Here is a 26,334-nt window from a genome sequence, read left to right on the forward strand (position 1 = left end):
GACTTCTCCTGTTTGGAAATCGTTGAATCGGCTGGCCGGATCAGATCTCGTCGATCGAGGCGGACTCGAACCGGCTGGAGATGTTGATGCCGAGCTCTTCCGCAGCGCGGAACGCGTCGTCGTCGGTGTCGCGGAGGTTGACCGCCGTGCCGTCGGCCGAGAGCACCTCGACGTTCAGGCAGAGCGACTGCATCTCCTTCATGAGCACCTTGAACGACTCGGGGATGCCGGGCTCGGGGATGTTCTCGCCCTTGACGATCGCCTCGTACACCTTCACGCGGCCGAGGATGTCGTCCGACTTGACCGTGAGGAGCTCCTGCAGCGCGTACGCGGCGCCGTAGGCCTCGAGGGCCCACACCTCCATCTCGCCGAAGCGCTGCCCGCCGAACTGCGCCTTCCCGCCGAGGGGCTGCTGGGTGATCATCGAGTACGGGCCCGTGGAGCGCGCGTGGATCTTGTCGTCCACGAGGTGGTGCAGCTTCAGGATGTACATGTAGCCGACCGAGATGGGCGCGGGGTACGGGTCGCCGGTGCGGCCGTCGAACAGCAGCGCCTTGCCCGAGCGGCCGATGAGCCGCTCGCCGTCGCGGTTCACGTTCGTCGAGTCGAGGAGTCCCTCGATCTCGGCCTCGTGCGCGCCGTCGAACACCGGGGTGGCGACCTTCGTGCCGGGGTCGGCCTCGCGGGCGTCCTCCGGGAGGTGGAGCGCCCACTCCGGAGTGCCCTCGACCTTCCATCCCTGCTTCGCGATCCATCCGAGGTGCGTCTCGAGCACCTGGCCGAAGTTCATCCGGCCCGGGATGCCCATCGGGTTCAGCACGACATCGAGCGGCGTGCCGTCCGCGAGGAACGGCATGTCCTCGACGGGAAGGATCTTCGCGATGACGCCCTTGTTGCCGTGACGGCCCGCGAGCTTGTCGCCCTCGGTGATCTTGCGCTTCTGGGCGATGTAGACCACGACGCGGCGGTTGACGCCGGAGCCGAGCTCGTCGTCCCCCTCCTCGGCGTCGAACTCCTTGACCGCGATGATGGTGCCCTGCTCGCCGTGGGGGACCTTCAGCGACGTGTCGCGGACCTCACGGCTCTTCTCGTTGAAGATCGCGCGGAGCAGACGCTCCTCGGCGCTCAGCTCGGTCTCGCCCTTCGGCGTGACCTTGCCGACGAGGATGTCGCCGGGGCGCACCTCGGCGCCGATGCGGATGATGCCGCGCTCGTCGAGGTCCTTCAGCAGCTCGGGGCTGACGTTGGGGAGGTCGCGCGTGATCTCCTCCTTGCCCAGCTTCGTGTCGCGGGCGTCGACCTCGTACTCCTCGATGTGGATCGAGGTGAGGGTGTCGTCCTTCACGAGGTTCTGGCTGAGGATGATCGCGTCCTCGAAGTTGTGGCCCTCCCACGACATGAACCCGACGAGCAGGTTCTTGCCGAGCGCGAGCTCGCCGTCCTCCGTGGCGGGACCGTCCGCGATGACCTCGCCGACCTCGATGCGCTCGCCGGCCGTGACGATCGCACGCTGGTTGTAGCAGTTGCCCTGGTTCGAGCGGTCGAACTTGCGGAGGAAGTAGTCCTGGCGTCCGCCCTCGTCCAGCTGGATCGAGACGTAGTCGCTCGTGACGTCCGTCACCACGCCCGCCTTGTCGGCGATGATCGCGTCGCCGGCGTCGACGGCCGCATAGCCCTCCATGCCGGTGCCCACGAGCGGCGACTCGGCGACGAGGAGCGGGACGGCCTGACGCTGCATGTTCGCGCCCATGAGCGCGCGGTTCGCGTCGTCGTGCTCGAGGAACGGGATGAGCGAGGTTCCCACCGACACCATCTGGCGCGGCGAGACGTCCATGTAGCCGATCTCCCCGGCCGGGACCAGGTCGACCTCGTCGCCGTGCTGACGCGCGAGGACGCGCGAGTCGGCGAACGACCCGTCGGGGTTCAGCGCGGCGTTCGCCTGGGCGACGTTGAAGCGCGTCTCCTCGGCCGCCGTGAGGTAGTCGATCTCGTCCGAGACCTTGCCGTCGACGACACGGCGGTAGGGCGTCTCGATGAAGCCGAAGGAGTTGATGCGCGCGAACGACGCGAGCGAGCCGATGAGGCCGATGTTCGGGCCCTCCGGCGTCTCGATCGGGCACATGCGGCCGTAGTGCGAGGGGTGGACGTCACGGACCTCGACGCCCGCGCGGTCGCGCGAGAGGCCGCCGGGGCCGAGCGCCGAGAGGCGCCGCTTGTGGGTCAGGCCCGCGAGCGGGTTGTTCTGGTCCATGAACTGCGACAGCTGGGAGGTCCCGAAGAACTCCTTGATCGCGGCGACGACCGGACGCACGTTGATCAGGGTCTGCGGCGTGATCGCCTCGATGTCCTGCGTCGTCATGCGCTCGCGGACGACGCGCTCCATCCGGGACAGGCCGGTGCGGACCTGGTTCTGGATGAGCTCGCCCACGGCGCGGATGCGACGGTTGCCGAAGTTGTCGATGTCGTCGACCTCGATGCGGAAGTCGGACACCTCGCCCTTGCGGACGCCCTCGAAGGAGGTGTCCCCGCGGTGGAGGCGGACGAGGTACTTGATCGTCGCGACGATGTCCTCGACGGTCAGCACCGAGTCGCTCAGCGGCTTGTCGAGACCGAGCTTCTGGTTCAGCTTGTAGCGGCCGACCTTCGCGAGGTCGTAGCGCTTGGAGTTGAAGTAGAAGTTGTCCAGCAGCGAGCGCGCGGCCTCGGCGGCGACCTGCTCGCCCGGGCGCAGCTTGCGGTAGATGTCGCGCAGCGCCTCTTCCTGCGTGAGGATCGTGTCCTTCGCGAGGGTCTCCTCGATGGAGACGATGCCCGCGAACTCGGCGAGGATCTGCTCGCTCGACATGCCGAGCGCCTTGAGGAACACCGTCACCGACTGCTTGCGCTTGCGGTCGATGCGCACGCCCACCTGGTCGCGCTTGTCGATCTCGAACTCGAGCCAGGCTCCGCGGCTCGGGATGACGCGCGCCGAGACGATGTCCTTGTCGCTCGTCTTGTCGGGCGTCTTGTCGAAGTAGACGCCGGGCGAGCGCACGAGCTGCGACACCACGACACGCTCGGTGCCGTTGATGATGAAGGTGCCCTTGCCCGTCTGCAGCGGGAAGTCGCCCATGAACACCGTCTGGGTCTTGATCTCGCCCGTCTGGTGGTTCATGAACTCGGCCTCGACGTACAGCGGGGCGGAGTAGGTCTTGCCGCGGTCCTTGCACTCCTCGATGGAGTACTTCTCCGGCTCGAGGTAGGGGTTCGTGAACGAGAGCTGCATCGTCTCGCTCAGGTCCTCGATCGGCGAGATCTCCTCGAAGATCTCGTCGAGACCGCTCCGCTCGGCGACGTCGGTGCGGCCGGCGGCCTTCGCATCGGCGACGCGGGCCTTCCATGCCTCGTTGCCGACGAGCCAGTCGAACGACTCGGTCTGCAGCGCCAGCAGGTCGGGGACCGTGAGCGTGTCGGAGATCTTGGCGAACGAGAGGCGGGATGCTCCGCGTCCGTTCTTCGGGGTGGTGGTGGATGCGTTGCGCGCAGCAGCCAAGGGGAAAACCTCCATGAGCCCCGGCGTGCGGGGCTGCTAGATTCCTTGTCGACAGGTGAGGTGCGCTACGGGCCTGTCCTGTGGATCACACGCCGCCATCTGCGGGGATCCACGGGAGCCAGCCGACCACCATATGAAGGCATGGAAGACCCAGAGAGCGCAAACAGCAACACTAACAGGCTCGGCGCGACATAGCAAGCGATGTCCTTGACCTGATCCCGCCTCTCGGGTATAACCACGCGTCCGGCGGAAGGGCTCGCGGCATACGATATGCGACATGCCGGTTCCCGAAGCGCACGGACTCCACCGACGCGCGCTCCTGCGCGACGACGTCTACACGAGCATCCGCGACGCGATCGTCGACGGCACCCTCGCTCCCGGCGAGCGCATCCGCGACGTGGACCTCGTCGACTGGCTCGGCGTGAGCCGCACGCCCATCCGCGAGGCCTTCCTGCGCCTGGAGAGGGCGGGGCTGCTCGAGAGCCGTCCCGGGCACTCGACCATCGTGACCCCGATCGACGACGCGCGCACGCGCAACGCCGAGGACATCGCCGCGGCGCTGCACGCCCTGGCGATGTCGCTGGCCGGGGAGAGCCTCGCCGAGGAGGATCTGACGGAGATGGAGAGGGCGAACACGCGCTTCGCCGAGGCGATGGACGCCGGCGACATCGCCGGCGCGCTGAGCGCCGACGACGCCTTCCACGCCGTCGCGCTGCGCGCCAGCGGCAACCCGCGGCTGGCCGACCTCCTGGAGGAGGTCGCACCGCTCGTCCGGCGCGTCGAGCGCCTGCGGTTCGCCTCGCTCACCGGACGCGACTCCGTCGCGCAGCACGCCCTGATCGTCGAGCTCTGCCGCGCGGGAGACGTCCGGGCCGCCACCGAGGCGACACACCGCAACTGGCAGACGCTCGGGGAGACGCCGCGCGGCGTCTCCCCGTGACGAGGCGGCGTCGCCGGCGGCCGGATCGCCGCCGCGTCAGGAGGTGAACAGGCCCGCGTACGCCGGCAGCGCCGGCTGCCCGCCGAGGTGGGCGTAGAGGACGTGGGAGTCGGCGGGGATCGTCCTGTCGCGCACGAGGTCGATCAGCCCGGCCATCGACTTCCCCTCGTACACGGGATCGGTGATGACGCCCTCCAGCCGCGCCACGAGCCGGATCGCGTCGAGCGTGGAGTCGTCCGGGATGCCGTAGGCGGGACCCTCCCAGCCCGGGCGGACGTCGATCTCCTCGTCGGCCAGCTCCCGGTCGACCCCGATCAGCTCCGCCGTGCGGCGCGCGATGCGCTCCACCTGGTCGCGGGTCTCCTCGATCTTCGCCGACGCATCGATCCCGATGACGCGGCGCGGGCGATCCTGCGCGGCGAACCCCGCGATCATCCCGGCGTGGGTCGATCCCGTGACCGCGCACACCACGATCGTGTCGAAGAACACGCCGAGCTCGCGCTCCTGCCGCTCGACCTCGGCCGCCCAGTTCGCGAAGCCCAGCCCGCCCAGGGGATGGTCCGACGCCCCTGCCGGGATCGCGTAGGGCCTGCCGCCGCGCGCCTCGACGTCCTCGATCGCGCGCTCCCAGCTCGGCTTGAAGCCGACGCCGAACTCGGCGGGGTCGAGACGCACCTCGGCCCCCATGATGCGCGAGAGCATGATGTTGCCCGTGCGGTCGCTCAGCGCATCCGGCCAGTCGACCCACTTCTCCTGGACGAGCACGGCCTTCAGCCCCAGGTGCGCGGCGACGGCCGCGACCTGGCGGGTGTGGTTGGACTGGTACCCGCCGATGGAGACGAGCGTGTCGGCGCCCCGTCGCAGCGCATCGGGCACGAGGTACTCGAGCTTGCGCACCTTGTTGCCGCCGTAGGCGAGGCCCGAGCTCACGTCCTCGCGCTTGGCCCAGATCCGCGCGCCGCCCAGATGAGCGCTCAGCCGGTCGAGGGGATGCACGGGCGACGGACCGAACGTCAGCGGGTACCGCGGGAAGTCACTGATCGGCATGGCGCGATCCTTTCTCGTGTTCGCGTTGCAATATATCTCATATTGCGGACGGAGCGTCGTCCTCCGGGATCCGGCGCGCATCGTCGCCCGATCGACCGCCGAGAATGGACGTCATGGGACGCCAGCGACGGGACGAGCGCGAGGAGCCGCAGGCGCGGCTGTCGGACGGGTCGATCGCGCGCATCGCGCCGGGCGACTTCGGCGGCGGATGGGAGCTCGTCGTCGACGGCACGCCCCAGTCGCACGTCGACCTCGACGATCCGACGCATCTGCACTTCGAGTACGTCGCGCGCATGGGCGCCGTCATCGACCAGCTGCCGCGAGGGCCGCTGACCGCCGTGCATCTCGGAGCCGGCGGGCTCACCGTCCCCCGCTACGTCGAGGCGACGCGTCCGGGCTCACGGCAGCAGGTCGTGGAGCTCGAGCAGCCGCTCGTCGACCTCGTCCGGGAGCACCTGCCGCTCCCTCGCGGCGCGGCCATCCGCATCCGCATCGGGGACGCGCGCACCGGGCTCGAGCGCCTGCCGGCCTCGCTCTCGGGGAACGTCGACCTGCTCGTCTCGGACGTCTACTCGGGAGCGCGGACGCCCGCCCACCTGACGACCGTCGAGTTCTATCGCGCGGCCGCGGCGCTCCTCGCCCCCGCGGGCGTGATGCTCGTGAACGTCTCCGACGGCGCGGGCCTCGCCTTCGCCCGGCGGCAGGTGGCGACCGTCCGGGAGGTCCTGCCGCACGTCGTCGTGCTCGCCGAGGTCCAGGTGCTCAAGGGACGTCGGTTCGGGAACCTCGTCGTCGCCGCATCGGCCGCGGAGCTCCCCACCGAGTGGCTGCCGAGGCTCATGGCGGCGGGCCCGCACCCCGCGAAGGTCGCCGAAGGACGCGAGATCGACGAGTTCGTGCGCGGCGCGCTCCCCGCCACCGACGCCGACGCGACCCCGTCGCCGAGGCCGTCGGCGTCGCTCTTCGAGCGCTGAGCGGCGGGTCGCGGCACCCCTCGGGAGTCCGCTCCACGACCCGCGCTGCAACAGTTCGCAACCTCGGCCGTCGTATCTTCCCGCTGAGACGGCGAACGTCCGTCCTGCAGAGGAGAAGAGTCAATGTCGACCCCTACCCAGAGCCCATCCGTCTCCGAGACGCCCGCCCGTGCCGCAACGATGCGCGCCGCCGTCGTGGTCTCCCCCGACGAGCCGCTCGTCGTGACGGACGTCCCCATCCCCGAGCCCGGCCCCGGGCAGGCCCTCGTCCGGGTCGTCACGAGCGGCGTGTGCCACACGGACCTCCACGCCGCGCGCGGCGACTGGCCCGTCGCGCCCAAGGCCGACCTCATCCCCGGTCACGAGGGATACGGCGAGGTCGTCGCGCTCGGCGACGGCGTCACCACCCTCGCCGTCGGCGACCTCGTCGGCAACGCCTGGCTGTGGAGCGCCTGCGGCCGCTGCGAGTACTGCCGCACGGGCTGGGAGACGCTGTGCCCCGAGCAGCAGAACGGCGGCTACTCCGTCGACGGCAGCTTCGGCGAGTACATGCTCGTCGACGAGCGCTTCGCCGCGCGCATCCCGGACGGCGCGGACCCCGTCGAGGTCGCCCCGATCCTGTGCGCGGGCGTCACCGTCTACAAGGGACTGAAGATGACCGGCGTGCGACCCGGCGAGTGGGTGACGATCTCGGGCATCGGCGGACTCGGCCACATCGCCGTGCAGTACGCCAGGGCGCTCGGCATGCGCGTCGCGGCCGTGGACGTCGACGACGCGAAGCTCGAGCTCGCCCGCAAGCACGGCGCGGAGGTGACCGTGAACGCCGCGGAGACCGATCCCGGTGCCGCCATCCAGGAGGCCACGGGAGGCACGCACGGCGTGCTCGTCACCGCCGTGCACCCGCGGGCCTTCGGGCAGGCGCTCGCCGTCACGCGCCGCGGGGCGACGATCGTCTTCAACGGCCTGCCCCCGGGCGACTTCCCCGCCGACATCTTCGACATCGTGCTGCGGGCGATCACCATCCGCGGCTCCATCGTCGGGACCCGCCAGGACCTCGTCGAGGCGCTCGACTTCTACGCACGCGGCAAGATCCACCCGACGGTGAGCGTCGAGACCATCGACGACGTCAACGACATCTTCGAGCGGATGGAGCACGGCAAGATCGACGGACGCGTCGTCATGCGCTACGCCGACGCCTGACGACGGACGCGCGGGGCCGCCGGGCGCGATGCGCCGGGCGGCCCCGTCGTGCGGTGCCCGGCCCGCCGACCGCGCCGATCCGGATCGACGCGGTGTGCCGGGCCGTCGGATCGGCCGACGCGTTGCACACTGGACTGGCGGTCCGGCTGCGCGGAAGGGAGTGGGCATGAGCTACATCCACGGTTACGATCCCGAGACCCTTCGTGAGGTCGTCGACGCACGCGAATGCCGAGAGCGCCTCGCGGAGATCGGATCGCAGCGGAGCCTGCCCGCCCTGCTGGAGCGGGTCTGGCTGCTGAAGGTGCTCGGCGAGCTCGACGAGGCGCTGACCATCGCGCAGCAGGCCGTCCGCGTCGCGCGCATGGCCGGCACGCGGAAGGACCTGCTGCGAGCGCGCGTGCTGCACGCGACGGTGCAGCAGTTCCGCGGGGCCTACACCGCGGCCGAGCACGAGATGTCGACGTGCGTCGAGGAGGCGGAAGGCCAGGGCTGGGTCGGCATCGCCGCCTTCGCGCTGCAGCACCGGGGAAAGACGCGCTTCGACGCGGGCGACTACGAGGGAGCGCGCAAGGACTTCAAGCGCGTGCTCTTCCTGCGCCAGGAGATGGGTGCGCCTGAGGCCCAGCTCGAGACGACGATGACGGCCGTCGAGGCCGCGGAGCGCGCCCGCAGCCGCGCCGTCGTCGCCAGCTGACGGCTCGCCTCGGCGCCACGCAGGAAGAACGCGGCGCCGCCGGGCGAAGACCCCCTCCCGCGGCTCCTGCGACACGGTTCTTCCTGCGTCGTGCTCGCCGCGACGGCCGTCGCGCGCGGAAACGGCTACGGCCGCCGTCCCAGCTCCGCCCACAGCGCCGCCCAGTCCGCGGCGGAGAGGTCGCGCGGCAGCCGCCGGGGATCGATGTCCCGGCCGCCGAGCACCCGGCGCACCCGTCCCGCCGGAGCGCCGGTGGCATTCCGGACCATGTCCGCAACCCCCCTTCCCGGGCCGGCGAAGACCGCGCGCACGAACCGCTCGTACGCGCGCCGCTCCGCATCGGGCACGAGCGGCCTCTCGCGGCGCGCGATGACGAGGAGGCCGCCGTCGACCGCGGGACGCGGCCGGAACCCGTCGGCCGGAACCCTCCCCCGCAGCGCGAACACGAACCAGGGCGCGGCCTGCGCCGTCATCATCGTGCCCCCGCCGACGCCTGCGCGCTTGCGGGCGACCTCCCACTGCGTCAGCAGGACGGCGACGTGCCAACGGCGCCGTCCCAGAAGACGGCGCAGGATGGGAGTGGTCAGGTGGAAGGGCACGTTGCCGACGATCACGGGGACGTCGAGCGGATGTCGCAGCACGTCGGCGTGCTCGACGGCGACGTGCGGAAGACGCCGCCGCAGGACGTCCACGCGGCTCCCGTCGATCTCGATCGCCGTGAGATCGCGACGCAGGCGCGCCAGCCGCACCGTCAGGGCGCCGTCGCCGGCGCCGATCTCGAGGATGTCACCGGTCGTGTCGCCGACGATGCTCACGATCCGATCGAGCGTCGGCCGGTGGACGAGGAAGTTCTGCCCGAGTTCATGGCGTCCGCCATGGAGGGAACGGGGTCGCATCTGAGCGCTCCAGAGGAAGTCTTCGGAGCACCCGAGCGCATGTCGCACAGACGAGAGGGACGCGCGCCGGGTGCGATGGCATCCGGAACGACGACGCGCGGGGCGGTGAGGACCAGCGAGCGCGCCGTCAGGCGCGGCGGTCGCGAACCGCGAAGAAGCACGCCGTCGGCGACGCGCTGATCAGATTCCCCATGCAGGGCAGACTACGGCGGCGCGGCAATACGGGCAACACGGGCCCGGCTCCGGGGCGCGATCGGTCCCGATGTCGGAGGTCGCGTCTAGCCTCGAGGGGTGTCGGATCTGCAACGCGTCGCGGCCTGGGCGGACGCGCTCATCGCCCAGCATCTCGATCCCGCGTGGACCTTCGGCTTCGACAACGCGAAGCGGCGGGCGGGGCAGTGCGACTACCGCCGCACGCGCATCTCGGTATCGCGCTACCTCGCGGCGCGCCACGACGACGAGTCCAATCATCAGACGCTCCTGCACGAGGTCGCCCACGCACTGGCGGGGCCGGCTGCGGCGCACGGGCCCGCCTGGAAGCGGATCGCCCGCGAGCTGGGGTACGTCGGCGGCACGACGCATGACGGAGAGACGGCGATCGAGCTCGCGCCGTGGATCGGCACGTGCCCGGCGGGCCACGTCGTGTACCGCCATCGCCGGCCGTCGCGCCCCTCGTCGTGCGTGAGGTGCGCCCGGACGTTCGACCGCCGCTTCCTGCTCGCCTGGGTCCGCCGCGAGATCACGGCGGCGGACCGCCGCGCCGCGGCGACTCCCCGCTGACCCCGCCCGCGGCCCAGAGAAGAGGTGCGGCTCAGAAGGACGTGCGGTCACGGCGGTACTCGAGCTCCGGACGCCCGCGGCTGCCGTGGCGCGGAGCGCGCGAGACCGTCCCGCGGTCGGCGAGGAACTCGAGGTACCGCCGAGCGGTCACGCGCGAGAGGCCCAGCACGTCGGCGACCTCGGAGGCGGACCGTGCGACGTCGTGCACCGTGAGCAGCTCCGTCACGGCGTCGAGGGTGTCCCGCGACAGCCCCTTGGGGAGGCCGGGGAGGTTGGACGTGCGCAGGGCGGCGAAGGCGGTGTCGACCTCGCGCTGGCTGAGCGACGACACGGGAGAGCGCATACGGTCGAAGTACTCGCGGTAGGCGCGCAGCTTCGCGGCGAACACGTCGAACGTGAACGGCTTGATGAGGTACTGCACGACGCCGACCGCGACGGCCTGACGCACGGCGTCGAGCTCCCGCACGGCCGTCACCGCGACGACGTCGACGACGATGCCCGCCGCCCGCAGCTCGCGGCACAGCTCGAGGCCGTGCCCGTCCGGCAGGTTGAGATCGAGCAGGAGGAGGTGGATCCGCTCGCCCGTGGGGTAGGCGTCGCGGATGGCCCGCCTCGTCGCGGCGACCGTGTGCGCCGTGCCGGCGAGGGCGAACCCGTCCATCCGCTCGACGTACTCGCCGTGCGCCTGCGCCGTGCGCGGGTCGTCCTCCACCACGAGAACGCGGATGTCGCTCATCGCCCCTCCCTCGCGTCGGCGTCTCTGTTCGTGTCGCGAGCAGCGCTCGAGTCCGGGACGTCTCCGGGGCCTCTCGCGCGATGAGCGTCGGCGGGCCCCGGCGCGCCGGCCGGGCGCGGAAGCGTCGCCGTGAAGACGGCCCCGCCTCCGGGCGCCTGCGTCACCTCGATGGAGCCGCCCAGCCCCCGCAGCACGCGCCGGACGAGGGACAGACCGTAGCCGTGCCCCTGGGCGTCCACGCCCTTCGTCGAGTAGCCGCGCTCGAAGATGCGCTCGCGGTCGGCGCGGGAGACGCCGCCGCCACTGTCCGACACCTGGAACACGAGGGCCCCGTCCTCGCCCTCCGCGAGATAGACCTCCACCCACGCGTCGAGGTCGCCGGTCCGGGCGGCATGCGACGCGGCCGCCTCGATCGCGTTGTCGATGAGGTTGCCCAGGATGGTCACGACATCGGCGGGCGGCAGCCCGTGCGTCCCCGGGGCGAGATGCGTCTCGAAGTGCATCTCGACCGCCCGCTCGTGCGCCTGGGCGACCTTGCCGAGGAGGAGCGCCGCGATCACGGGCTCGTCCACGGCGTGCAGCACGCGGTCGGCGAGGCGCTGCCCGAGGTCGTGCTCCGACGCGGCGAACGCGAGCGCCTCGTCGGGACGTCCCAGCTCGATCAGCGTCGCGATCGTGTGGAGGCGGTTGTCGAACTCGTGCGCCTGCGCGCGCAGCGCGTCGGAGATCGTCTGCACCGACGACAGCTCGCCGGCGACCCGGCGCAGCTCCGTGCGATCGCGCAGCGTGAGGATCTCGGCGCGACGACCCGCGAGCTCGATCCGGGTGCGCGTCACGACGAGATCCCGCGACCCGACGCGCACCACGACGTCGCCGTCGCGGCCGGAGAGCACGTCGCGCACCTCCTCCGGCAGGTCGTCGTCGATTGCGAACGGCAGCCGCCGCGCGATGCCGAGGAGCACGCCGGCCTGGTCGTTCGCGAGGACGACGCGGGAGGGACCCGGCGATCGGGCAGGCTCGGCCCCGTCTCGCGCAGCCCCGTCTCGCCCGGCCCGGCCTCCCGTGTGCTCGACGAGGAGGAGTCCCTCCTCGAGCGAGTGCAGCACCGCCTCGTGCGCGGCGAACAGGCGTGCCAGCTCATCCGGGTCGCGCCCGTCCGTGACGCGGTAGACGCGGCGGAACAGCAGGATGGTCACGAGCGCTCCCAGCGCCACGGCGACGAGCGTGCTCGCGCCGACGATCTGCAGTCGCAGCAGGATGGAGCCGGCGACGTTGTCGAGCGTCACGCCCGCCGACACGAGGCCCACGATGCCGCCGTCGGCGAAGACGGGCGTCACGGCCCGCAGCGACGGGCCGAGCGTCCCCTCGTACACCTCGGTGAACGTCTCGCCGTCGAGCGCGGGGGCGATCGTCCCGACGAACTCCCCGCCGATGCGGTCGGCGATCGGATGCGTGTACCGGGTGCGCCCCGTGTCCATGATCGTGACGTAGTCCACGCCCGTCGCCGCGCTGATCCGCGTCGTGTACGGCTGGAGCTCGCCCGAGGCTTCGGCGACGGCGGCCTCCGGGTCCGCCCCGATGCGCGCGTGCGCCTCGGCGAGGACCTCCACGATCGTCGGCTCGCTCGCGAGGGTCAGGACCAGGCTCCTCGTGCGCTCCACCGCGTCGGCGTGGGCCGCCGTGTTCGCGTCCCAGGCGAGCAGGCCGAAGGCCCCTGCCCCGCCGACGAGGAGCACGGTCGTCTGCACGCCGAGCACCCACGCCGCGACGCTGCGCCGCCGCGCACGCGCGTGACGTGCCGTGTCGGCGCCTCGTCGTGCCATGCGTCCATTCTGTCGGCCGCGGGGTCCGGACATCCGCCATCCCATGCGAACACTATGCACGCAAGTCCGCGGAGCCCTCCCCGCGGGGTCAGGATGAACCCCGCACGCCGACGGACCTCCGGACGGCGCCCCGAAGGAGAGGACGCACCATGGCAACGACGCCACCGACCGCCCAGCGCAGGCGCGGCATCGACAAACAGCACTGGCTCTACATCGCCGTCATCATCGCGGTGGTCGCGGGCATCGCCGTCGGCCTCGTCTGGCCGCAGTTCGGCGCGTCCCTCGACTGGATCGGCAAGGCGTTCGTCGCGCTCATCAAGATGATGATCGCGCCCGTGATCTTCTGCACGATCGTGCTCGGCATCGGCTCGATCGCGAAGGCGGCCACGGTCGGGAAGGTCGGCGGCCTCGCGCTCGGGTACTTCCTCGTCATGTCGACCTTCGCGCTCTTCATCGGGCTCGTCGTGGGAAACATCCTGCACCCGGGAGAGGGTCTCGCCCTCAGCAACCCCGGCTACGAGGTCGAGAGCGAGACCGAGTCGACCACCGGCTTCCTCATGAGCATCGTCCCGACCACGCTCTTCTCGCCGCTCACGGGCGAGTCGGTCCTGCAGGTGCTCTTCGTGTCGCTGCTCATCGGCTTCGCCATCCAGCGCCTCGGCGCGAAGGGCGAGCGCATCCTCGACGGCATCCGGCTCGTGCAGGCCGTCGTCTTCCGTGTGCTGACGATGATCCTCTGGGTCGCCCCGATCGGCGCGTTCGGCGCCATCGCGGGAGTCGTCGGATCGACCGGATGGGGCGCGGTCGTCGCGCTCGGGACGCTCATGGTCGGCTTCTACATCACCTGCGCGCTCTTCATCGGCGTCATCCTCGCCGCCGTGCTGTGGTTCGTCGCCCGGATCAACATCTTCTCCGTCATGAAGTACCTCGGGCGCGAGTACCTGCTCATCGTGAGCACCTCGTCGTCGGAGTCGGCGCTCCCCCGCCTCATCGCGAAGATGGAGCACCTCGGCGTCTCCAAGCCCGTCGCGGGGATCACGGTGCCGACCGGCTACTCGTTCAACCTCGACGGCACGGCGATCTACCTCACGATGGCCTCGCTCTTCATCGCCACCGCGATGGGCACGCCGCTGTCGCTCTCGGAGCAGATCGGCCTGCTCGTGTTCATGATCATCGCCTCGAAGGGCGCCGCGGGCGTCACCGGCGCGGGCCTCGCCACCCTCGCGGGCGGTCTGCAGACCTACCGCCCCGACCTCGTCGACGGCGTCGGCATCATCACGGGCATCGACCGCTTCATGTCGGAGGCCCGCGCGCTCACGAACTTCACCGGCAACGCGGTCGCGTCGATCGTCGTCGCGACGTGGACGAAGGAGTTCGACCGCGACCAGGCGCAGCAGGTGCTGCGCGGCGCGCGGCCCTTCGACGAGAAGATGATGGTCGACGGCCACGGCGACGCCCGCGAGGAGCAGCCCACCGGCCTGCCCGAGCTGCCCGAGCTGCCCGCCGACGGTCAGGGGCCCTCGCCCATCTCGGCGGTCATCCCCACGAGCGGCGCCGCGGAGCCCCGCGAACGCGAGCGCCGCTGAGCCGTGAGCCGCGGAGCGCCTCGAGCCCTGGCGCGAGGCGCTCCGCGGCGCGCATCTCCTCCGAACGGCACGGCCCGCGACTCAGCGGGCGGCGAAGACGCCCTCGCGCAGGACGGGGACCACGTCGAGGTCGTCGACCCTCGCGGCGGCGTGCACCTCGGCGTGGCGCGGGCCTCCCTCGAGCGCGCGGCCCGAGCCGCTCGCCGTCATGAGGTGCCGCACGGCGCGGCGGAGCGCGCGGAACGACTCCGCCGTCGCGACCGCCTCGGGCGACGAATGATCGACGCCGAGGTCCGAGAGCGCCGCGACGATCGCGCCCGCGCCGAGGAGATCCTCCACGGCGAACCGCTCCCGGCCATCCGCCGCCGCGTCGGCCTCGCCCGCCGCGACGACCGCGACGCTCGTCCGGGCGCCACGGCGCTCCTGCTCCGCCATGACGGCCCTCGCGACGGCGGCCGCGTTGCGCAGCGCGCCGGCGAGCACCACGGGGCCGTGCGCGAGCGCGGCCGCGGCCTGCGCGACGACGGCGCCCTCGACCGCACCGGCCTCGGTGGTCGCCGCCGTCTCGCCTCGCGCGACCGTCGCGATGACGTCGGAGCTGAAGCCGATGACGTCGACGACGACGACGACATCCGACGACGCGAGGCGCCGGAGTCCGTCGACGCCCCAGTCGAAGCGCACCTGATACGAGGACTGATCGAACGGGGAGGTCATCCGTCCATTCTCACGGACGGACACGGGCGGCGATGCGGCGGAGAAAGCACGACGCAGGAAGAACGGCGAGCGAGCGCCCCGACACGCCGGGCGAGGCGCACGGTCGGCGGCGGGACTCCTGCGTCGTGCATCGGGCGGCGCGGCTGCGGCAGGATGGACGCACGGCCGACGGGAGGGCGAGCGGATGGCGGGCACGGGCACGACGGTACGCAGGGCGACGGCCACGGATGCGCGCGGGCTGGCGGAGGTGCACATCCGCGCGTGGCGCATCTCCTATGCGGGCCTCATCCCGCAGGCCACGCTCGACCGGCTCGACGTGTCGGCGCGCACGCGCGCCTGGGAGCGGATCCTCGCCTCCGACCGCGACCCGACCTGGGCGGCCGTCGCCGGCCACCGCGTCCTCGGCTTCGCGTCGTCGGGCGCGGCGCGCGACGCGGCGCCTCCCGCTCGGCTCGAGCTGTACTCGATCTACGTCGATCCGGACCGGCACGGCGCGGGCGTCGCCGAGCCCCTCCTCGACGCGGCGATCGGCGACCGGCCGGCGTATCTGTGGGTGCTCGCGGGCAACGCCCGTGCGATCCGCTTCTACGAGAAGCAGGGCTTCGACCTCGACGGAGGGGCGAAGGACGAGACCGCGGCGGATGGCACGCCGATGCACGAGCTGCGCATGACGCGTTCCTGACCCGGCCACCGGAACGGGGCCGCCGACGCGGCGTCAGCCGAAGACGACGATGCCGCTGAGAACCGTGCTCACCGCGGCGAGCGCGGCCAGCACGGCGGCCGGCAACGGCGTCTCCCGACGGCGGACGTGCACGACGACCGCGCCGATCATGATGACGGTGAGGCCCGCGGCCGCGATCGGGGTGAGGACCGGCGCGACGCCCGTGAGGACGGGCAGCACGAGGCCGAGGCCGCCGAGCAGCTCGGCGACGCCGATGAGGCGCACGGCCGTGCGGGAGAAGTCCTCCGCCCACGTGAGCCCCGAGGCGACGATGGCCTCCTTCGAGCGGACGGTCTTCATCCCTCCCGCGGCGATGAAGACGAGCGCGGCGAGGACGTTGACGATCCAGAAGGCGATGAGCATGGGAGATCTTATCTCGAAGGACACCGCCCGGATCCGCACGGCGGGACGAACGCGGCGATCGGCGGTGCGAGACTGAGGCATGCGGATCCTGCAGAAGCTCGTGCTCGACTGCGACCCCGACGCGGCGTGGCGCGCGCTGCACTCGCCGGCCGTCTTCGCCGAGCTGTACGGGCCGCTGCTCTCCGTCCGCGCTCTCGGCGCGGAGGCCATCCCCGCCGTCTGGGAGCCGGGCCGCGACGCAGCGGTGCGCATCGACGCCGGGCCCGTGCCGCTCGGCACGCAGCTGATCGCCACGGCCGACCGGACGAAGGACGACGGGAGGGTGCGCATCCTGCGGGACACGGGGACGCCCCTGACCGGCCCGCTCGCGACGCTCGACGTCTGGGACCACCAGATGGCCGTCTCCGCCGCGCCGGGAGACCCCTCGCGCACGCTGTGGCGCGAGCGCCTGACGATCGGCGGGCCGACGGCCCTCGCGCTCTGGCCCGTCCTGTGGGCGATCTGGCAGCTCCGCGCCGCGCGCCTGCGGCGGCTGGCGCGGCACTGGGCCTTCGATCCCGGCGCTTGACGAGGGCGTCCCTCACTCCTCGCGCAGGTCGGGGTTCTCCGCGTAGACCTCCTCGAGCAGGCTGAGGTCGAACAGGTCCGAGACCTCGAGCTCGATGCCCGCACGCGCGAGGCTCTCGACCGTCTCGGCCTGGAGCTCCTCGGAGATCGTGAACAGCCCGTTGGCCTCCGTCTCCTCGGTGACGACGAGCTCGTTCGTCGCGAGCATCCCCGCGAGCGTCTTCTCGGGATCCAGGTCGAGATCGGCGCCGTACTCCTCCAGCGCGAGGCGCGCGCCCTCGTCGGGGTCGGCAAGCGCGTCGCCCCATCCGCGGATCTCCGCGACGAGGAAGGCCTTGAGCATCTCGCGGTCGCTCTGGAGCGTCTCGTCCGTCACCGTGAAGGTCTCGGCCACGAAGGGCATCCCGTTGTCGGCGAACGGGAGATTGCTCGTGGCGAGCCCGAGCATCTCCACCGAGATGGCCTCGTTCGTCAGATAGGCCATGAACCCGTCCACCTCGCCGTTGGCCACGGGCGAGGGGTCGTACTGCACGGGGACGATCTCGACGTCGGAGGCGTCGATGCCGTTGGCGACGAGGAACGCGTCGAAGAGCGACCGGTTCGAGTCCTGCACGCCGATCGTCTTCCCGACGAGGTCGGCCGGCGTGAGGATGTTCCCGCCGTCCGCGAGGGAGAGGATCGTGAACGGGTTCTTCTGCAGCGTCGTGCCGATGATCTTCAGCGGGGCGCCCTCGTTCGCGACGGCGGCTCCCGTGGAGACGGAGTCGTTGATCGCGATGTCAGCCGTCCCTCCCGCGAGCTCGGCGACGCCCGTGGACGGCCCCGGGACGAGGTTCACGCTGTCGAAGCCGGCCTCGGCGTAGTAGCCGTTCGCATCGGCGAAGTACTCGCCCGCGAACTCCTCGTTCTTGATCCAGCTGAGCTGGACCGTGATGTCGCCGAAGCTCTCCGGGGCGGCCTCTTCGGCCGATCCGGTGTCTCCGCCGCCGGCGCAGGCGGTCAGCAGGAGCGACGACAGTGCGAGGGCGGAGAGGGCGGCGGCCGCGCGCGGGCGCGCGGATCCGGGAATGGTCATGGGCTGTGCCTCCAGGTCGGTGGTGCGCGGGCGGGTGCGGTGCGGATCGGGCGATGCGTCAGGCGACGACGGCGTGGGCGCCGGGATGATCGGCCGGGAGAGCAGCCGAGCCGGAGCCGGTGAGCATCTCGCGCAGGGTCCCCCTGCGCGGCTCCGCCGGCAGCAGTCCCTTCTCGCGCAGCAGCGGCATGACCCTGTCGATGAAGTCGCCGTAGGAGGCCGTGCCGCCGAAGGTGAACTCGACGAGGAACCCGTCGACATCGGTCTCCGCGGCGATCCGCTCGATCTGCGCGGCGACGCTCTGCGGCGTGCCGGTCACCTTGAAGCCGCCCATCGTCTCGCGCAGGCCGTCGAGCACCTGGCCGACCGTGCGCGTCGGGTCCTTGTACTGGGCGAGGAGGCTCTGGCCGACCTCGGTGTGGATCTCCTCCAGCGTCGTGGCGGGGTCGAAGCTCGTGAGGTCGATGCCCGACCATCCCATGAAGAGCGCCGCCATGGCCTCCCGGCTGGGGGCGTCCGTGAGCTCCTGCCGCAGGGCCGCCGCCTCCTCCTCGGTGTCGCCGACGATCACCGACAGCCCGTTGACGACCTTGACCGCATCGGGCCTCCTGCCGTGCGAGACGGCGATCGACCGCAGATCCTGGACGAGAGCCGACGCCTTCTCCACCGTGCGCTCCTGCGTGAAGATGCACTCGGCGTAGCGGCCGGCGAAGTCGCGGCCGGTGCGCGACGCCCCCGCCTGGAACAGCGTCGGCGTGCGCTGCGGCGACGGAGCGATCGGGAAGTAGCCCTCGAGGTCGAAGTGGTCCCCGTGGTGGGACGTCCACCGCACCTTCCCGGGGTCGTTGAAGACGCCGGACCCCTTGTCCATGGGCTGCGCGTCGTCGTCCCACGCCCGCTCCCAGAGGTCGAGGCAGAGGGAGACGAACTCGTCGGCACGGGCGTACCGGGCGTCGTGCGGCGTGACCTCGTCGTCCCCGAGCAGCTTCACGAGCGCCTGCTGCATGTCGGAGGTGACGATGTTCCATCCGATGCGTCCCGCGGTGAGATGGTCGAGCGTCGAGAACCGGCGCGCGAGGAGGTAGGGCCGTTCGGCCGTCGTCGACGAGGTCACGACGAACCCGAGACGGTCGACCGTGGCGGCCAGGCCGCTGATGACGAGGGGGGCGTCGTGCACGGGGAACTGGACGGCCTCGCGCACGACGACCTCGGGCACCGTGCCCTCGGGCGTCATCGGATAGGCGAGCGCCTCGGCGAAGAAGAGGAAGTCGAAGCCTCCCGCGTCGAGCTGCCGGGCGAGGCCCTGCCAGGCCTCGAGCGTCGCGTACCCCTCCGGACGGGCCCGCGGATGCCGCCAGGAGTTCGCGAGGAACGTCGGGGCCATCACCTCGAACGCTCCCAGGATCAGCTCTTTCGCCATGGGGTCTCCTCTTCCTCCTCCGCGAGGGCAGCGGTCATCGCCCGCGCCCGCCGCCGCAGCGCGGCCCTGTCCGTCTCGTCGAGCCAGGTCGCCTCGACGGCGTTCGCCGTGAGGGCCGAGAGCTCGTCGAGGCCGTAGCCGAGCGCGTTCGCGAGCGCCCGGAAGTCGTTCGTCGGATCCGTGCCGAACATCGGCGGGTCGTCCGAGTCGATCGTCACCATGAGACCGGCGTCGACCATCTGCTTGATGCGCAGGTGCGTGCCGTCGCCGCTGCCGGAGTAGCGGCCGATGTCCGAGCTCACGGGCGTGCAGGTGAACGGGATGCGCTCCTCGACGCACCTGCGGGTGATCGCGGGATCGTCGACGACGTGATAGCCGTGGTCGACGCGCGTGCAGCCGAGGAGGTCGAGGAGGGTCTCGATGTGATGCGGAGGACCCGACTCGGAGTGCGCCGTGCGGTTCAGCCCCGCCTCGCCCGCACGCCGGAACGCCTTCCAGAACCTCTCGGGCGGCCCGATCGCCTCGGAGTAGTCGAGCCCGATGCCGAGGACCTCGTCGGCCCTGTTCTCGATCACGGTCTCGACGAGCTCGTACGCCGCCTGCGCGCTGCCGTTGCGGTTGAGCCCCACGATGAGGTTGCTCCGGATGCCCGTGTCGGCCTCGGCGTCGCGCATCCCCGCGCGCACGCCGTCGAGGATGGTCCGGTAGGGCACGCCGGGATGCCCGGGCGGGCTCAGGAAGATCTCGCGGTACAGCACGTTGTGCGCGGCGCCCCCGGCGGTCAGCGACTCGTACGCGACGCGATGGAAGTCGTCGGCGTCGCGGATGACGGAGCCCGCGACGTCGAGGACGCGGAGGAACTCGTCGAGGTCCTCGTAGCTGTCGTGGTCGAAGAGGTCCTCCGCGGTGCGGCCGCCCTCGATCACGACGCCGTGCTTGCGCGCGAGGTCGACGACCGTCGTCGCCTCGACGGAGCCGATGAGATGGCAGTGGAGGCTCACCTTCGGCAGGCCGGCGACGACCCGCTCGGTGCGATCCGCAGCCCGATCGATCGTCGCCATCCGGCCATCCCGTAGTCTCCTGGGGAACGGACACCGTTCCCGTTGATAAGTGACAGCATTCATACAACGGGTGGACGATGACGAAAGCAGTCATCTTGCGTTACGGGGGTGTGAATTGACCGACGGCGCGCTCGACGCCGATCTCGGAGCCGCCGTCGGCGGGGAGATCCGCCGGCTGCGGACGCGAGCCGGGCTGACCACGCGCGAGCTGGCCGCGCGCGCGGAGATGAGCCAGCCGTTCCTCAGCCAGATCGAGCGGGGGTCGAGCGCGCCGTCGATGGCCTCGGTCTACCGCCTCGCCCGCGCGCTCGGCGTGCGGCCCGGCGACCTGCTGCCGTCGGTCGACCCGCACGACGTCGACGTGGTGCGGGCCGGCGAGGGCGACCGGCTGCCCGTCGCCGACCACCCCGACGCCGCGGTGGGCCGCGCGCTGCTGCTGCGCGAGGGCGGGACCCTGGAGGCCGTCGAGTACTCCTTCGGCCCCGACGACTACATCGCCGAGTGGTTCGAGCAGCCGGGCGACACCGGGCTCTACGTCGTCTCCGGCGCCCTCGAGGTCGACGTGCTCGGCGCGGACACGGTCGCCCTGGGCGCCGGGGACTTCCTCCATCTCCCGCCCGGGGCGCGTGACAGATGGCGGCACGTGGGCGCCGGGACGACGCGCGTCGTCATCATGACGAGCACCCCGCGCACCCGCTGAGGCGCGCTGAGCCTGGGCGCACCGTTCGTGGGCGGTTCCGGCCGCCCTGCACGCCGGGAAAGCCCCCGCCCCCCGCGGACGGAGGGGCGGGGGCTGCCGGGCGGGCGGGCGGCTCAGTCCGCGGCGAGGGCCTCGACCGGTGCGACGCTCGTCGCGAGGCGCGTCGGCGTCACGGCGGCGACGATCGTGAGGACGGCCATCGCAAGCACGATCGCGACCACGGGCCCCCACGGCACGGCCGGCGACACGAGGGAGCCGGCCGGGCCCTCCGCCGCGGCGGGCACCGAGCCGAGCAGCGACTGCGCGCCGGCCCATCCGTAGGCGATGCCCAGAACGAGCCCCGCGACGAGAGACGCGAGCGTCACGTGCGTCGCCTCCAGCAGGACCATCCCGCGCACCTGCCGGCTGGACAGGCCCAGCGCGCGGAGCAGTCCGAGCTCGCGGCGCCGCTGCACGACGCCGATCGTCAGCAGGTTCACGAGCCCCACGGCCGCGATGACCGCCGACACCGCGACGAGGCCCATCATCACGTATGAGAACGTGTCGAGGACGGTCGCGAGCTCACGGGGCAGCTCGCCGCCGGCGTTCGCCGTGAAGACCGCCTTCGCCGTCTCGGTCGCGACGGCGAACATCGTCACGAGCGTGACGCCCATCACGACGCCGATCGACATGCGGCTCGAGCGCTCGGGATGGCGGAGCGCGTTCTCGGCGGCGAGGGTCGCCGTCGCGGAGCGCCCGAAGCAGCGTCCGATCGCGCGGAGCACGGGCGGCATGATCGTCGTCGCCCCCGACACGAGGCCGGTGAAGGACAGCAGGCCTCCGGCGAAGGCGGGGAGGATGCCCAGCGGCGTGGCGAGCCCCGCGACGACGCCGACGGCGAGCAGCACGGCGCCGACCGCGAAGAGCACGAGCGCGAGCGCGTTGCGCGCCGGCCGCGCGGAGACGACGTCGTGCCCGCGCTCCTCGGAACCGCCGAGCGCCTGCAGCGGCGTGACGGCGAGCACGCGTCGCGACCCCGCCCACGCTGCGGCCCATGTCGTGAGGACGACGATCGCCGCCGGGAACGCGAGCACCGGCTGCGCGACGACGTAGCCGTTCCCCGCGACCCCGAGAAGCCGGTCGCCCAGAGCGACGCCGGCGTACGACAGCGCGACGCCCGCCGCGAGCCCGGCGAGCGCCCCGAGCGCGCCGATGACGAGACCCTGGCGTCCGATCTCCGTCCGCTGCGAGCGGGCGGAGGCGCCGATCAGACGCAGGAGGGCGATGCGGCGGATGCGGCCGGCGACGATCGTCGAGAAGGTGTTCGCCGTGACGATCGCCGCGACGTACATCGCGACGGCGGTGAGCAGGATGCTCAGGACGGCGACCACGACGGCGAGGGTGTCGGACTCGCCGAGGTACGGATCGTTCTGCAGGATCGAGCCGATGTACCCCGTCGTCGTCACGAGCGTCACGCCGAAGGCCGCGGACAGGGCCGACACGAGGATGCTCGCGCCCATCCCCCGCTCGCGGAGGAACCCCAGGTGGGCGGACGGCCGGGCCCGGGCGGACGACCGCGGTGCGACGCCCCGGTCCAGCGCTGCGGCGATCATCGTGCGACCCCGGTCGAGGGCTGGTCGGCGGGGTGCGCGGCGGCCATCCGGCCCGCGGCGCCGCGCCCGTCCGCTCCGTCCTCGGCGGCGAGCATGTGCGCCGAGATCTGCTCGGGCGTCTGACGCGGCCTGTCGGCGACGATGCGGCCGTCGCCGAGGAAGAGCACGCGGTCGGCGTAGCCGGCGGCGAACGGGTCGTGGGTCACCATCGCGATGCTCTGACCGTGCTCGCGACTCGTCGCGGCGAGCAGGGAGAGCACCTCGCGGCCCGTGCGGGAGTCGAGGTTGCCGGTCGGCTCGTCCGCGAACAGCAGGTCGGGCGCCGTCGCGAGGGCGCGGGCGATCGCCACCCGCTGCTGCTGGCCCCCGCTGAGCTCGTGCGGACGGTGCCGCAGGCGCGGAGCGAGGCCGAGGGTCTCGACGAGGCCGTCGATCCGCGCCCGCTCGCCCGGCGTCGGCCTGCGGCCGTCCAGGTCGAACGGCAGCAGGATGTTCGACCGGACGTCGAGCGTCGGCACGAGGTTGAACGCCTGGAAGACGAAGCCGACGCGGCGGCGGCGCAGCAGCGTGAGGTCCGCGTCGCCGAGACCCGTGATGTCCGTGTCGCCGATCCACACGCGCCCGCTCGACGGGGCGTCGAGGCCCGCCATGATGTGCATGAGCGTCGACTTGCCGGATCCGGACGGTCCCATGACGGCGGTGAACTCTCCGCGGCGGATGCCGACGCTCACGCCGTCGAGCGCGCGCACCGCGTTCTCGCCCGCTCCGTACTGCTTGGTGAGCTGCTGCACGCGTGCGGCGAGCCCCATGTCGGTGGTCGTGATCTCCATGCCGCCGACGCTACGGAGCGCGACGCGTCGCGGGCGTCGCCCGCCGGGCGCATCCGCGTACATCCCGAGGATGATCCGCGCGACGCGTCACTCCGGCGGCAGCTCGCCGCTGAAGACGACGGACTCCGACGCCTCGTCCCAGGCGAAGCTCACGACCGTGGTGCCGCTCGGCTCGGCGTTGGCGTCGCCCGACTCCGCCCACCGGTACGTCACCTCGATCGAGGCGTCGTCGACGCGGACGACGTCCGGCCGGAACCCGTACGAGCGCTCCGTCGCCGGGCCGATGTACTCGCCGCGGTGGAAGAGGGCGATCTGGTTCGGAGAGGAGACGCTGCCCCCGCTGATCGGCACGACGATCCACGACAGCTCCGCGCAGGGGTCGTAGGTGTCGACGGTCGCCTGCTCGGCGTCCCACTCGATGAGCGACATCGCCGGATCGTCGAAGGGCGCGGGAAGCAGGGGGATGGCCTCGGCCACGGCGGCCTCTCCGTCGAGCGACGCGCACGTCGGCGCGGGATCGGACGACGGCGTCGCGGGGGCGGAGGGGGACTCCGTCGCGCCCGGGGTCTCGGCCGCGCAGCCGCCGAGCACGGCCGCGGACGCCAACGCGACCAGGAGCACCGTCGTCCCACGCCGCATCGTCATCGCCACCTCGGTTCGCCGTCCGGGCCGCGACCGGCCCGTCCCGGGCATCCTACGACTCCGCCCCGACACCGTTCACGGCTCCGCCCGCGCGCATCGCGACCCGGGGAGGTCTCAGGCCAGGCCGTGCTCGAACGCGAAGACGACGAGCTGCACGCGGTCGCGCAGGGCGAGCTTGGTGAGGATGCGGCTGATGTGCGTCTTCACGGTCGCCTCGCTGAGGAACTCACGCTGCGCGATCTCGGCGTTGCTGAGCCCGCGGGCGGCGAGCGCGAAGATCTCCCTCTCGCGCTCGGTGAGCGCGTCGAACGCGGGCGGGACGTCGCGCGGCGCCTCGCCGAAGTGCGCGAACAGCTCGCGGGTGGCCGCCGCGGCGATGACGGACGAGCCGGAGTGCACGGCGCGGATGGCCGCGAGCAGGAACTCGGGGTCGGCGTCCTTCAGCAGGAATCCGCTCGCGCCCTCGCGGATCGCGCGGGCCGCGGCCTCGTCGAGGTCGAATGTCGTGAGCATGACCACGCGCGGCGCATCGGCCTCCTTCAGGATCGCGGCCGTGGCCGCGATGCCGTCCATCACGGGCATCCGGATGTCCATGAGCACGACGTCCGCGCGCGCCCGGCGGACGACGTCGATCGCCTCCCGTCCGTCGCCGGCCTCGCCGACGACCTCGAGGTCGGGCTGCGAGGCAACGACCATCCGGATGCCGGCACGGAACAGCGCCTGGTCATCCACGAGCACGACCCTGATCATCCGGACTCCCCCTGCTCTCCGACGTCTTCCACCCTGCCATGTGCCGCCGTCCGCAGCGGCTCCGGCGGCTCCGCGATGACCGTGCCCGCGAGAATCCAGCCCGGCCGCGAGGATACGGGCGGCGGATGGATCGTCACGGCGCAGACGGATTCTCGCGGGTGAGGTGGATGGTCGGAACGCGGACGGGGCGGGGCGAGCGGGATCATGCGCCGGCGGCGACGGGCAGCGTCGCCTGCACGAGCCAGTGCCGTCCGTGCGGGCCGGCGTCGAGGTGCCCGCCGACGAGCTCCGCGCGCTCGCGCATGCCGATGAGACCGTGGCCGGCGGATGCCGCCGGCGGACCGTGGAGGACGCTCACCCTCGCGGCAGGGTCGGCCGAAGCCGCGCGCCCGTCGCCCGACGCCGCGCGAGGAGCCGCCGCCGGCCGCGGGCCGGACGCCGCCGGACCGTCGCCGGCGATCGGCCCGGGATCCGCGGGCCGGGCGGGCAGGACGGGCAGGACGGGCCCGCGGCCGTTGCGCACGGAGAGGACGACGCTGGCGGGGAGCCAGGCGAGGGTCACGTCGACCGGTCCGCCGTCGCCGTGACGCAGGGCGTTCGTCGTCGCCTCCTGCAGGATGCGGTAGACGGCGAGCTGCACCGCGGCGGGCGGCTCCCCCGGCGGGGCCGGGTCGACCGTCACGCGCAGGTCGACGCCGGCGGCCCGCACATGGGCGTAGAGCTGCTCGAGGTCGGCGATCGTCGGCTGCGGCCCCTCCGCCTGGCGATGCCGCAGCTGCGTGAGGAGCATCCGCACGTCCGAGAGCGCCGAGCGCGCCGTCTGGCTGATCGTGGCGAGCGCCTGCGTCGCGGCCTCCGGGTCCGCAGACGCGGCGTAGCGCGCGCCGTCCGCCTGCGCGACGACGACCGCGAGGGAATGGGCGACGACGTCGTGCATGTCCCGCGCGATGCGGCCGCGCTCCTGCTCCGCGGCGGCCCGCTCCTCGGCGAGCACCTGGGCCCGACGCGTCTCGCGGCCTCGGACGACGACGCGGAACAGCGCCCCGAACGTCCACGCCAGCAGGAAGCTGAAGAGCATCGAGACGAAGACCAGGACGGCGCCGAACACGGCCTCGCGCATCTCCGCGCCGCTCCCCACGGAGAGCGAGAAGAAGTCGCCGCCGAAATACGGCGCGACGACGAAGAGATACAGGGCGATGCACAGCGCGCCCGCGAACGCGGACGCGAAACCGGCCCAGAACACGAGCCTCGAGCCGTACGCGGCCGTGGCGAACAGCACGACGAAGACGGCGAGGTTCGCCACCATCGGCATCTGGCCCGTGCCCATCTGGAAGAGGGCGCCGGCCCATGCCACCGCGAGCGCCAGCGGGGGCGAGCACCGGCTGAGCATGAGGGCGGCGGTCATCAGCACGACGACGGCGAGGGAGCCGCCGCCCCAGAAGCCGTCGGCGACCGGGAGGAAGACGACGGCGCCGAGGAGGAAGAGCGCGCCGAGGGCGGCGTCGGCGACCCACTGCCCCGGCGAGACCGGGCGGAAAAGCGCCCGCCGCCACGGCGGGGCGCTCGTCGTGCTGCCTCTCGCGTCCATCCCGCTCACGTTACGGCGTGCGGGCCGCCGACGGCATCCGTCCCGGGATGTATCCCGCGCAGCCGACGACGCACGCGTCCGCGCCGTCCGCCGGACGGGGCCG

At 72.2% G+C, this 26,334-nt stretch carries 24 protein-coding genes; 9 read left to right on the forward strand and 15 right to left on the reverse strand.

What is annotated here, in order from left to right:
* Positions 1-40: 40 nt before the first annotated feature.
* On the reverse strand, positions 41-3,532 hold the full coding sequence (gene rpoB, locus N8K70_RS13615) for a DNA-directed RNA polymerase subunit beta (protein WP_317138888.1): 3,492 nt from the start codon (positions 3,530-3,532) through the stop codon (positions 41-43).
* Positions 3,533-3,809: 277 nt separating this feature from the next.
* On the opposite strand from rpoB, the gene N8K70_RS13620 reads away from it, so the two are divergent.
* Positions 3,810-4,472, forward strand: a complete 663-nt coding sequence (locus tag N8K70_RS13620; protein ID WP_317138889.1) for a GntR family transcriptional regulator — start codon at positions 3,810-3,812, stop codon at positions 4,470-4,472.
* Positions 4,473-4,508: 36 nt separating this feature from the next.
* On the opposite strand, the gene N8K70_RS13625 is transcribed toward N8K70_RS13620, so the two are convergent.
* The gene (locus N8K70_RS13625; protein WP_317138890.1) at positions 4,509-5,519 is read right to left on the reverse strand and encodes a 1-aminocyclopropane-1-carboxylate deaminase; all 1,011 of its coding nucleotides are present in this window, start codon (positions 5,517-5,519) and stop codon (positions 4,509-4,511) included.
* A gap of 113 nt (positions 5,520-5,632) precedes the next feature.
* On the opposite strand from N8K70_RS13625, the gene N8K70_RS13630 reads away from it, so the two are divergent.
* The 3 genes from N8K70_RS13630 to N8K70_RS13640 all read left to right on the forward strand — a co-directional run bounded on the left by N8K70_RS13630 (position 5,633) and on the right by N8K70_RS13640 (position 8,387).
* Positions 5,633-6,493 (forward strand): spermidine synthase, encoded by an 861-nt coding sequence (locus N8K70_RS13630; RefSeq protein ID WP_317138891.1) that lies wholly within the window; start codon positions 5,633-5,635, stop codon positions 6,491-6,493.
* A 180-nt stretch (positions 6,494-6,673) separates the two neighbouring features.
* The gene (adhP, locus tag N8K70_RS13635) at positions 6,674-7,693 is read left to right on the forward strand and encodes an alcohol dehydrogenase AdhP (protein WP_394357841.1); all 1,020 of its coding nucleotides are present in this window, start codon (positions 6,674-6,676) and stop codon (positions 7,691-7,693) included.
* Positions 7,694-7,859: 166 nt separating this feature from the next.
* On the forward strand, positions 7,860-8,387 hold the full coding sequence (locus N8K70_RS13640) for a hypothetical protein (protein ID WP_317138893.1): 528 nt from the start codon (positions 7,860-7,862) through the stop codon (positions 8,385-8,387).
* A 125-nt stretch (positions 8,388-8,512) separates the two neighbouring features.
* On the opposite strand, the gene erm is transcribed toward N8K70_RS13640, so the two are convergent.
* Positions 8,513-9,283 (reverse strand): 23S ribosomal RNA methyltransferase Erm, encoded by a 771-nt coding sequence (gene erm, locus N8K70_RS13645; protein WP_317138894.1) that lies wholly within the window; start codon positions 9,281-9,283, stop codon positions 8,513-8,515.
* Between the two features lie 291 nt (positions 9,284-9,574).
* Between erm and N8K70_RS13650 the strand changes: the two genes are divergently transcribed.
* A complete protein-coding gene (locus N8K70_RS13650; RefSeq protein WP_317138895.1) occupies positions 9,575-10,063 on the forward strand; it encodes a SprT-like domain-containing protein in 489 nt (162 codons plus the stop codon).
* A 31-nt stretch (positions 10,064-10,094) separates the two neighbouring features.
* Here N8K70_RS13650 and N8K70_RS13655 read toward each other — a convergent pair whose 3' ends face one another.
* Positions 10,095-10,799 (reverse strand): response regulator, encoded by a 705-nt coding sequence (locus N8K70_RS13655; RefSeq protein WP_317138896.1) that lies wholly within the window; start codon positions 10,797-10,799, stop codon positions 10,095-10,097.
* Entirely contained in the window at positions 10,796-12,622 is a 1,827-nt protein-coding gene (locus N8K70_RS13660; RefSeq protein WP_317138897.1) for a sensor histidine kinase, read from the reverse strand. Before N8K70_RS13660 ends, N8K70_RS13655 begins: the two co-directional genes overlap by 4 nt.
* Positions 12,623-12,771: 149 nt before the next feature.
* Here N8K70_RS13660 and N8K70_RS13665 point away from each other — a divergent pair, with 149 nt between their 5' ends.
* Positions 12,772-14,208: a cation:dicarboxylate symporter family transporter gene (locus tag N8K70_RS13665; RefSeq protein WP_317138898.1), complete on the forward strand. Its 1,437-nt coding sequence runs from the start codon at positions 12,772-12,774 to the stop codon at positions 14,206-14,208.
* Between the two features lie 81 nt (positions 14,209-14,289).
* On the opposite strand, the gene N8K70_RS13670 is transcribed toward N8K70_RS13665, so the two are convergent.
* The gene (locus tag N8K70_RS13670; protein WP_317138899.1) at positions 14,290-14,922 is read right to left on the reverse strand and encodes a 2-phosphosulfolactate phosphatase; all 633 of its coding nucleotides are present in this window, start codon (positions 14,920-14,922) and stop codon (positions 14,290-14,292) included.
* Positions 14,923-15,106: 184 nt separating this feature from the next.
* On the opposite strand from N8K70_RS13670, the gene N8K70_RS13675 reads away from it, so the two are divergent.
* Positions 15,107-15,604, forward strand: coding sequence for a GNAT family N-acetyltransferase (locus N8K70_RS13675; protein ID WP_317138900.1), 498 nt, complete (start codon positions 15,107-15,109; stop codon positions 15,602-15,604).
* Between the two features lie 33 nt (positions 15,605-15,637).
* Here N8K70_RS13675 and N8K70_RS13680 read toward each other — a convergent pair whose 3' ends face one another.
* Positions 15,638-16,006 (reverse strand): DoxX family protein, encoded by a 369-nt coding sequence (locus tag N8K70_RS13680; protein WP_317138901.1) that lies wholly within the window; start codon positions 16,004-16,006, stop codon positions 15,638-15,640.
* A 79-nt stretch (positions 16,007-16,085) separates the two neighbouring features.
* Here N8K70_RS13680 and N8K70_RS13685 point away from each other — a divergent pair, with 79 nt between their 5' ends.
* On the forward strand, positions 16,086-16,574 hold the full coding sequence (locus N8K70_RS13685) for a hypothetical protein (RefSeq protein ID WP_317138902.1): 489 nt from the start codon (positions 16,086-16,088) through the stop codon (positions 16,572-16,574).
* A 12-nt stretch (positions 16,575-16,586) separates the two neighbouring features.
* Here N8K70_RS13685 and N8K70_RS13690 read toward each other — a convergent pair whose 3' ends face one another.
* Genes N8K70_RS13690 through add form a run of 3 tightly spaced genes read right to left on the reverse strand, consistent with a single transcriptional unit; the run spans position 16,587 to position 20,129 of the window.
* Entirely contained in the window at positions 16,587-17,648 is a 1,062-nt protein-coding gene (locus N8K70_RS13690) for an ABC transporter substrate-binding protein (protein ID WP_317138903.1), read from the reverse strand.
* Positions 17,649-17,706: 58 nt separating this feature from the next.
* The gene (locus N8K70_RS13695; protein ID WP_317138904.1) at positions 17,707-19,068 is read right to left on the reverse strand and encodes an NtaA/DmoA family FMN-dependent monooxygenase; all 1,362 of its coding nucleotides are present in this window, start codon (positions 19,066-19,068) and stop codon (positions 17,707-17,709) included.
* Entirely contained in the window at positions 19,053-20,129 is a 1,077-nt protein-coding gene (add, locus tag N8K70_RS13700; protein ID WP_317138905.1) for an adenosine deaminase, read from the reverse strand. The genes N8K70_RS13695 and add overlap by 16 nt, the downstream gene beginning before the upstream one ends.
* Before the next feature lie 115 nt (positions 20,130-20,244).
* Here add and N8K70_RS13705 point away from each other — a divergent pair, with 115 nt between their 5' ends.
* Entirely contained in the window at positions 20,245-20,829 is a 585-nt protein-coding gene (locus N8K70_RS13705; protein ID WP_317138906.1) for a helix-turn-helix domain-containing protein, read from the forward strand.
* Positions 20,830-20,942: 113 nt separating this feature from the next.
* Here the strand turns inward: N8K70_RS13705 and N8K70_RS13710 are convergent, their stop codons facing one another.
* From N8K70_RS13710 to N8K70_RS13730, 5 genes are all read right to left on the reverse strand, one after another.
* Positions 20,943-22,421 (reverse strand): ABC transporter permease, encoded by a 1,479-nt coding sequence (locus N8K70_RS13710; protein ID WP_317138907.1) that lies wholly within the window; start codon positions 22,419-22,421, stop codon positions 20,943-20,945.
* A complete protein-coding gene (locus N8K70_RS13715) occupies positions 22,418-23,251 on the reverse strand; it encodes an ABC transporter ATP-binding protein (protein ID WP_317138908.1) in 834 nt (277 codons plus the stop codon). Before N8K70_RS13715 ends, N8K70_RS13710 begins: the two co-directional genes overlap by 4 nt.
* Positions 23,252-23,338: 87 nt before the next feature.
* A complete protein-coding gene (locus tag N8K70_RS13720) occupies positions 23,339-23,896 on the reverse strand; it encodes an LppP/LprE family lipoprotein (RefSeq protein WP_317138909.1) in 558 nt (185 codons plus the stop codon).
* A gap of 111 nt (positions 23,897-24,007) precedes the next feature.
* On the reverse strand, positions 24,008-24,643 hold the full coding sequence (locus N8K70_RS13725; RefSeq protein ID WP_317138910.1) for a response regulator transcription factor: 636 nt from the start codon (positions 24,641-24,643) through the stop codon (positions 24,008-24,010).
* A 202-nt stretch (positions 24,644-24,845) separates the two neighbouring features.
* Entirely contained in the window at positions 24,846-26,231 is a 1,386-nt protein-coding gene (locus tag N8K70_RS13730) for a sensor histidine kinase (RefSeq protein ID WP_317138911.1), read from the reverse strand.
* Between the last annotated feature and the right edge of the window lie 103 nt (positions 26,232-26,334).

Origin of the sequence: Microbacterium sp. AB (assembly GCF_032878875.1) — a bacterium.
Lineage (GTDB): Bacteria > Actinomycetota > Actinomycetes > Actinomycetales > Microbacteriaceae > Microbacterium > Microbacterium betulae.

What these genes read in the sequence shown, in the direction of transcription:
- N8K70_RS13630 (WP_317138891.1), top strand. Translation starts at nt 5,633, where the DNA reads ATGGGACGCCAGCGACGGGACGAGCGCGAGGAGCCGCAGGCGCGGCTG.
- N8K70_RS13655 (WP_317138896.1), bottom strand. Translation starts at nt 10,799, where the DNA reads ATGAGCGACATCCGCGTTCTCGTGGTGGAGGACGACCCGCGCACGGCG.
- N8K70_RS13620 (WP_317138889.1), top strand. Translation starts at nt 3,810, where the DNA reads ATGCCGGTTCCCGAAGCGCACGGACTCCACCGACGCGCGCTCCTGCGC.
- N8K70_RS13625 (WP_317138890.1), bottom strand. Translation starts at nt 5,519, where the DNA reads ATGCCGATCAGTGACTTCCCGCGGTACCCGCTGACGTTCGGTCCGTCG.
- N8K70_RS13695 (WP_317138904.1), bottom strand. Translation starts at nt 19,068, where the DNA reads ATGGCGAAAGAGCTGATCCTGGGAGCGTTCGAGGTGATGGCCCCGACG.
- N8K70_RS13710 (WP_317138907.1), bottom strand. Translation starts at nt 22,421, where the DNA reads ATGATCGCCGCAGCGCTGGACCGGGGCGTCGCACCGCGGTCGTCCGCC.
- erm (WP_317138894.1), bottom strand. Translation starts at nt 9,283, where the DNA reads ATGCGACCCCGTTCCCTCCATGGCGGACGCCATGAACTCGGGCAGAAC.
- N8K70_RS13660 (WP_317138897.1), bottom strand. Translation starts at nt 12,622, where the DNA reads ATGGCACGACGAGGCGCCGACACGGCACGTCACGCGCGTGCGCGGCGG.
- N8K70_RS13720 (WP_317138909.1), bottom strand. Translation starts at nt 23,896, where the DNA reads ATGACGATGCGGCGTGGGACGACGGTGCTCCTGGTCGCGTTGGCGTCC.
- adhP (WP_394357841.1), top strand. Translation starts at nt 6,674, where the DNA reads ATGCGCGCCGCCGTCGTGGTCTCCCCCGACGAGCCGCTCGTCGTGACG.
- N8K70_RS13690 (WP_317138903.1), bottom strand. Translation starts at nt 17,648, where the DNA reads ATGACCATTCCCGGATCCGCGCGCCCGCGCGCGGCCGCCGCCCTCTCC.
- N8K70_RS13670 (WP_317138899.1), bottom strand. Translation starts at nt 14,922, where the DNA reads ATGACCTCCCCGTTCGATCAGTCCTCGTATCAGGTGCGCTTCGACTGG.
- N8K70_RS13685 (WP_317138902.1), top strand. Translation starts at nt 16,086, where the DNA reads ATGCGGATCCTGCAGAAGCTCGTGCTCGACTGCGACCCCGACGCGGCG.
- N8K70_RS13730 (WP_317138911.1), bottom strand. Translation starts at nt 26,231, where the DNA reads ATGGACGCGAGAGGCAGCACGACGAGCGCCCCGCCGTGGCGGCGGGCG.
- N8K70_RS13665 (WP_317138898.1), top strand. Translation starts at nt 12,772, where the DNA reads ATGGCAACGACGCCACCGACCGCCCAGCGCAGGCGCGGCATCGACAAA.
- N8K70_RS13640 (WP_317138893.1), top strand. Translation starts at nt 7,860, where the DNA reads ATGAGCTACATCCACGGTTACGATCCCGAGACCCTTCGTGAGGTCGTC.
- N8K70_RS13715 (WP_317138908.1), bottom strand. Translation starts at nt 23,251, where the DNA reads ATGGAGATCACGACCACCGACATGGGGCTCGCCGCACGCGTGCAGCAG.
- N8K70_RS13680 (WP_317138901.1), bottom strand. Translation starts at nt 16,006, where the DNA reads ATGCTCATCGCCTTCTGGATCGTCAACGTCCTCGCCGCGCTCGTCTTC.
- N8K70_RS13725 (WP_317138910.1), bottom strand. Translation starts at nt 24,643, where the DNA reads ATGATCAGGGTCGTGCTCGTGGATGACCAGGCGCTGTTCCGTGCCGGC.
- add (WP_317138905.1), bottom strand. Translation starts at nt 20,129, where the DNA reads ATGGCGACGATCGATCGGGCTGCGGATCGCACCGAGCGGGTCGTCGCC.
- N8K70_RS13675 (WP_317138900.1), top strand. Translation starts at nt 15,107, where the DNA reads ATGGCGGGCACGGGCACGACGGTACGCAGGGCGACGGCCACGGATGCG.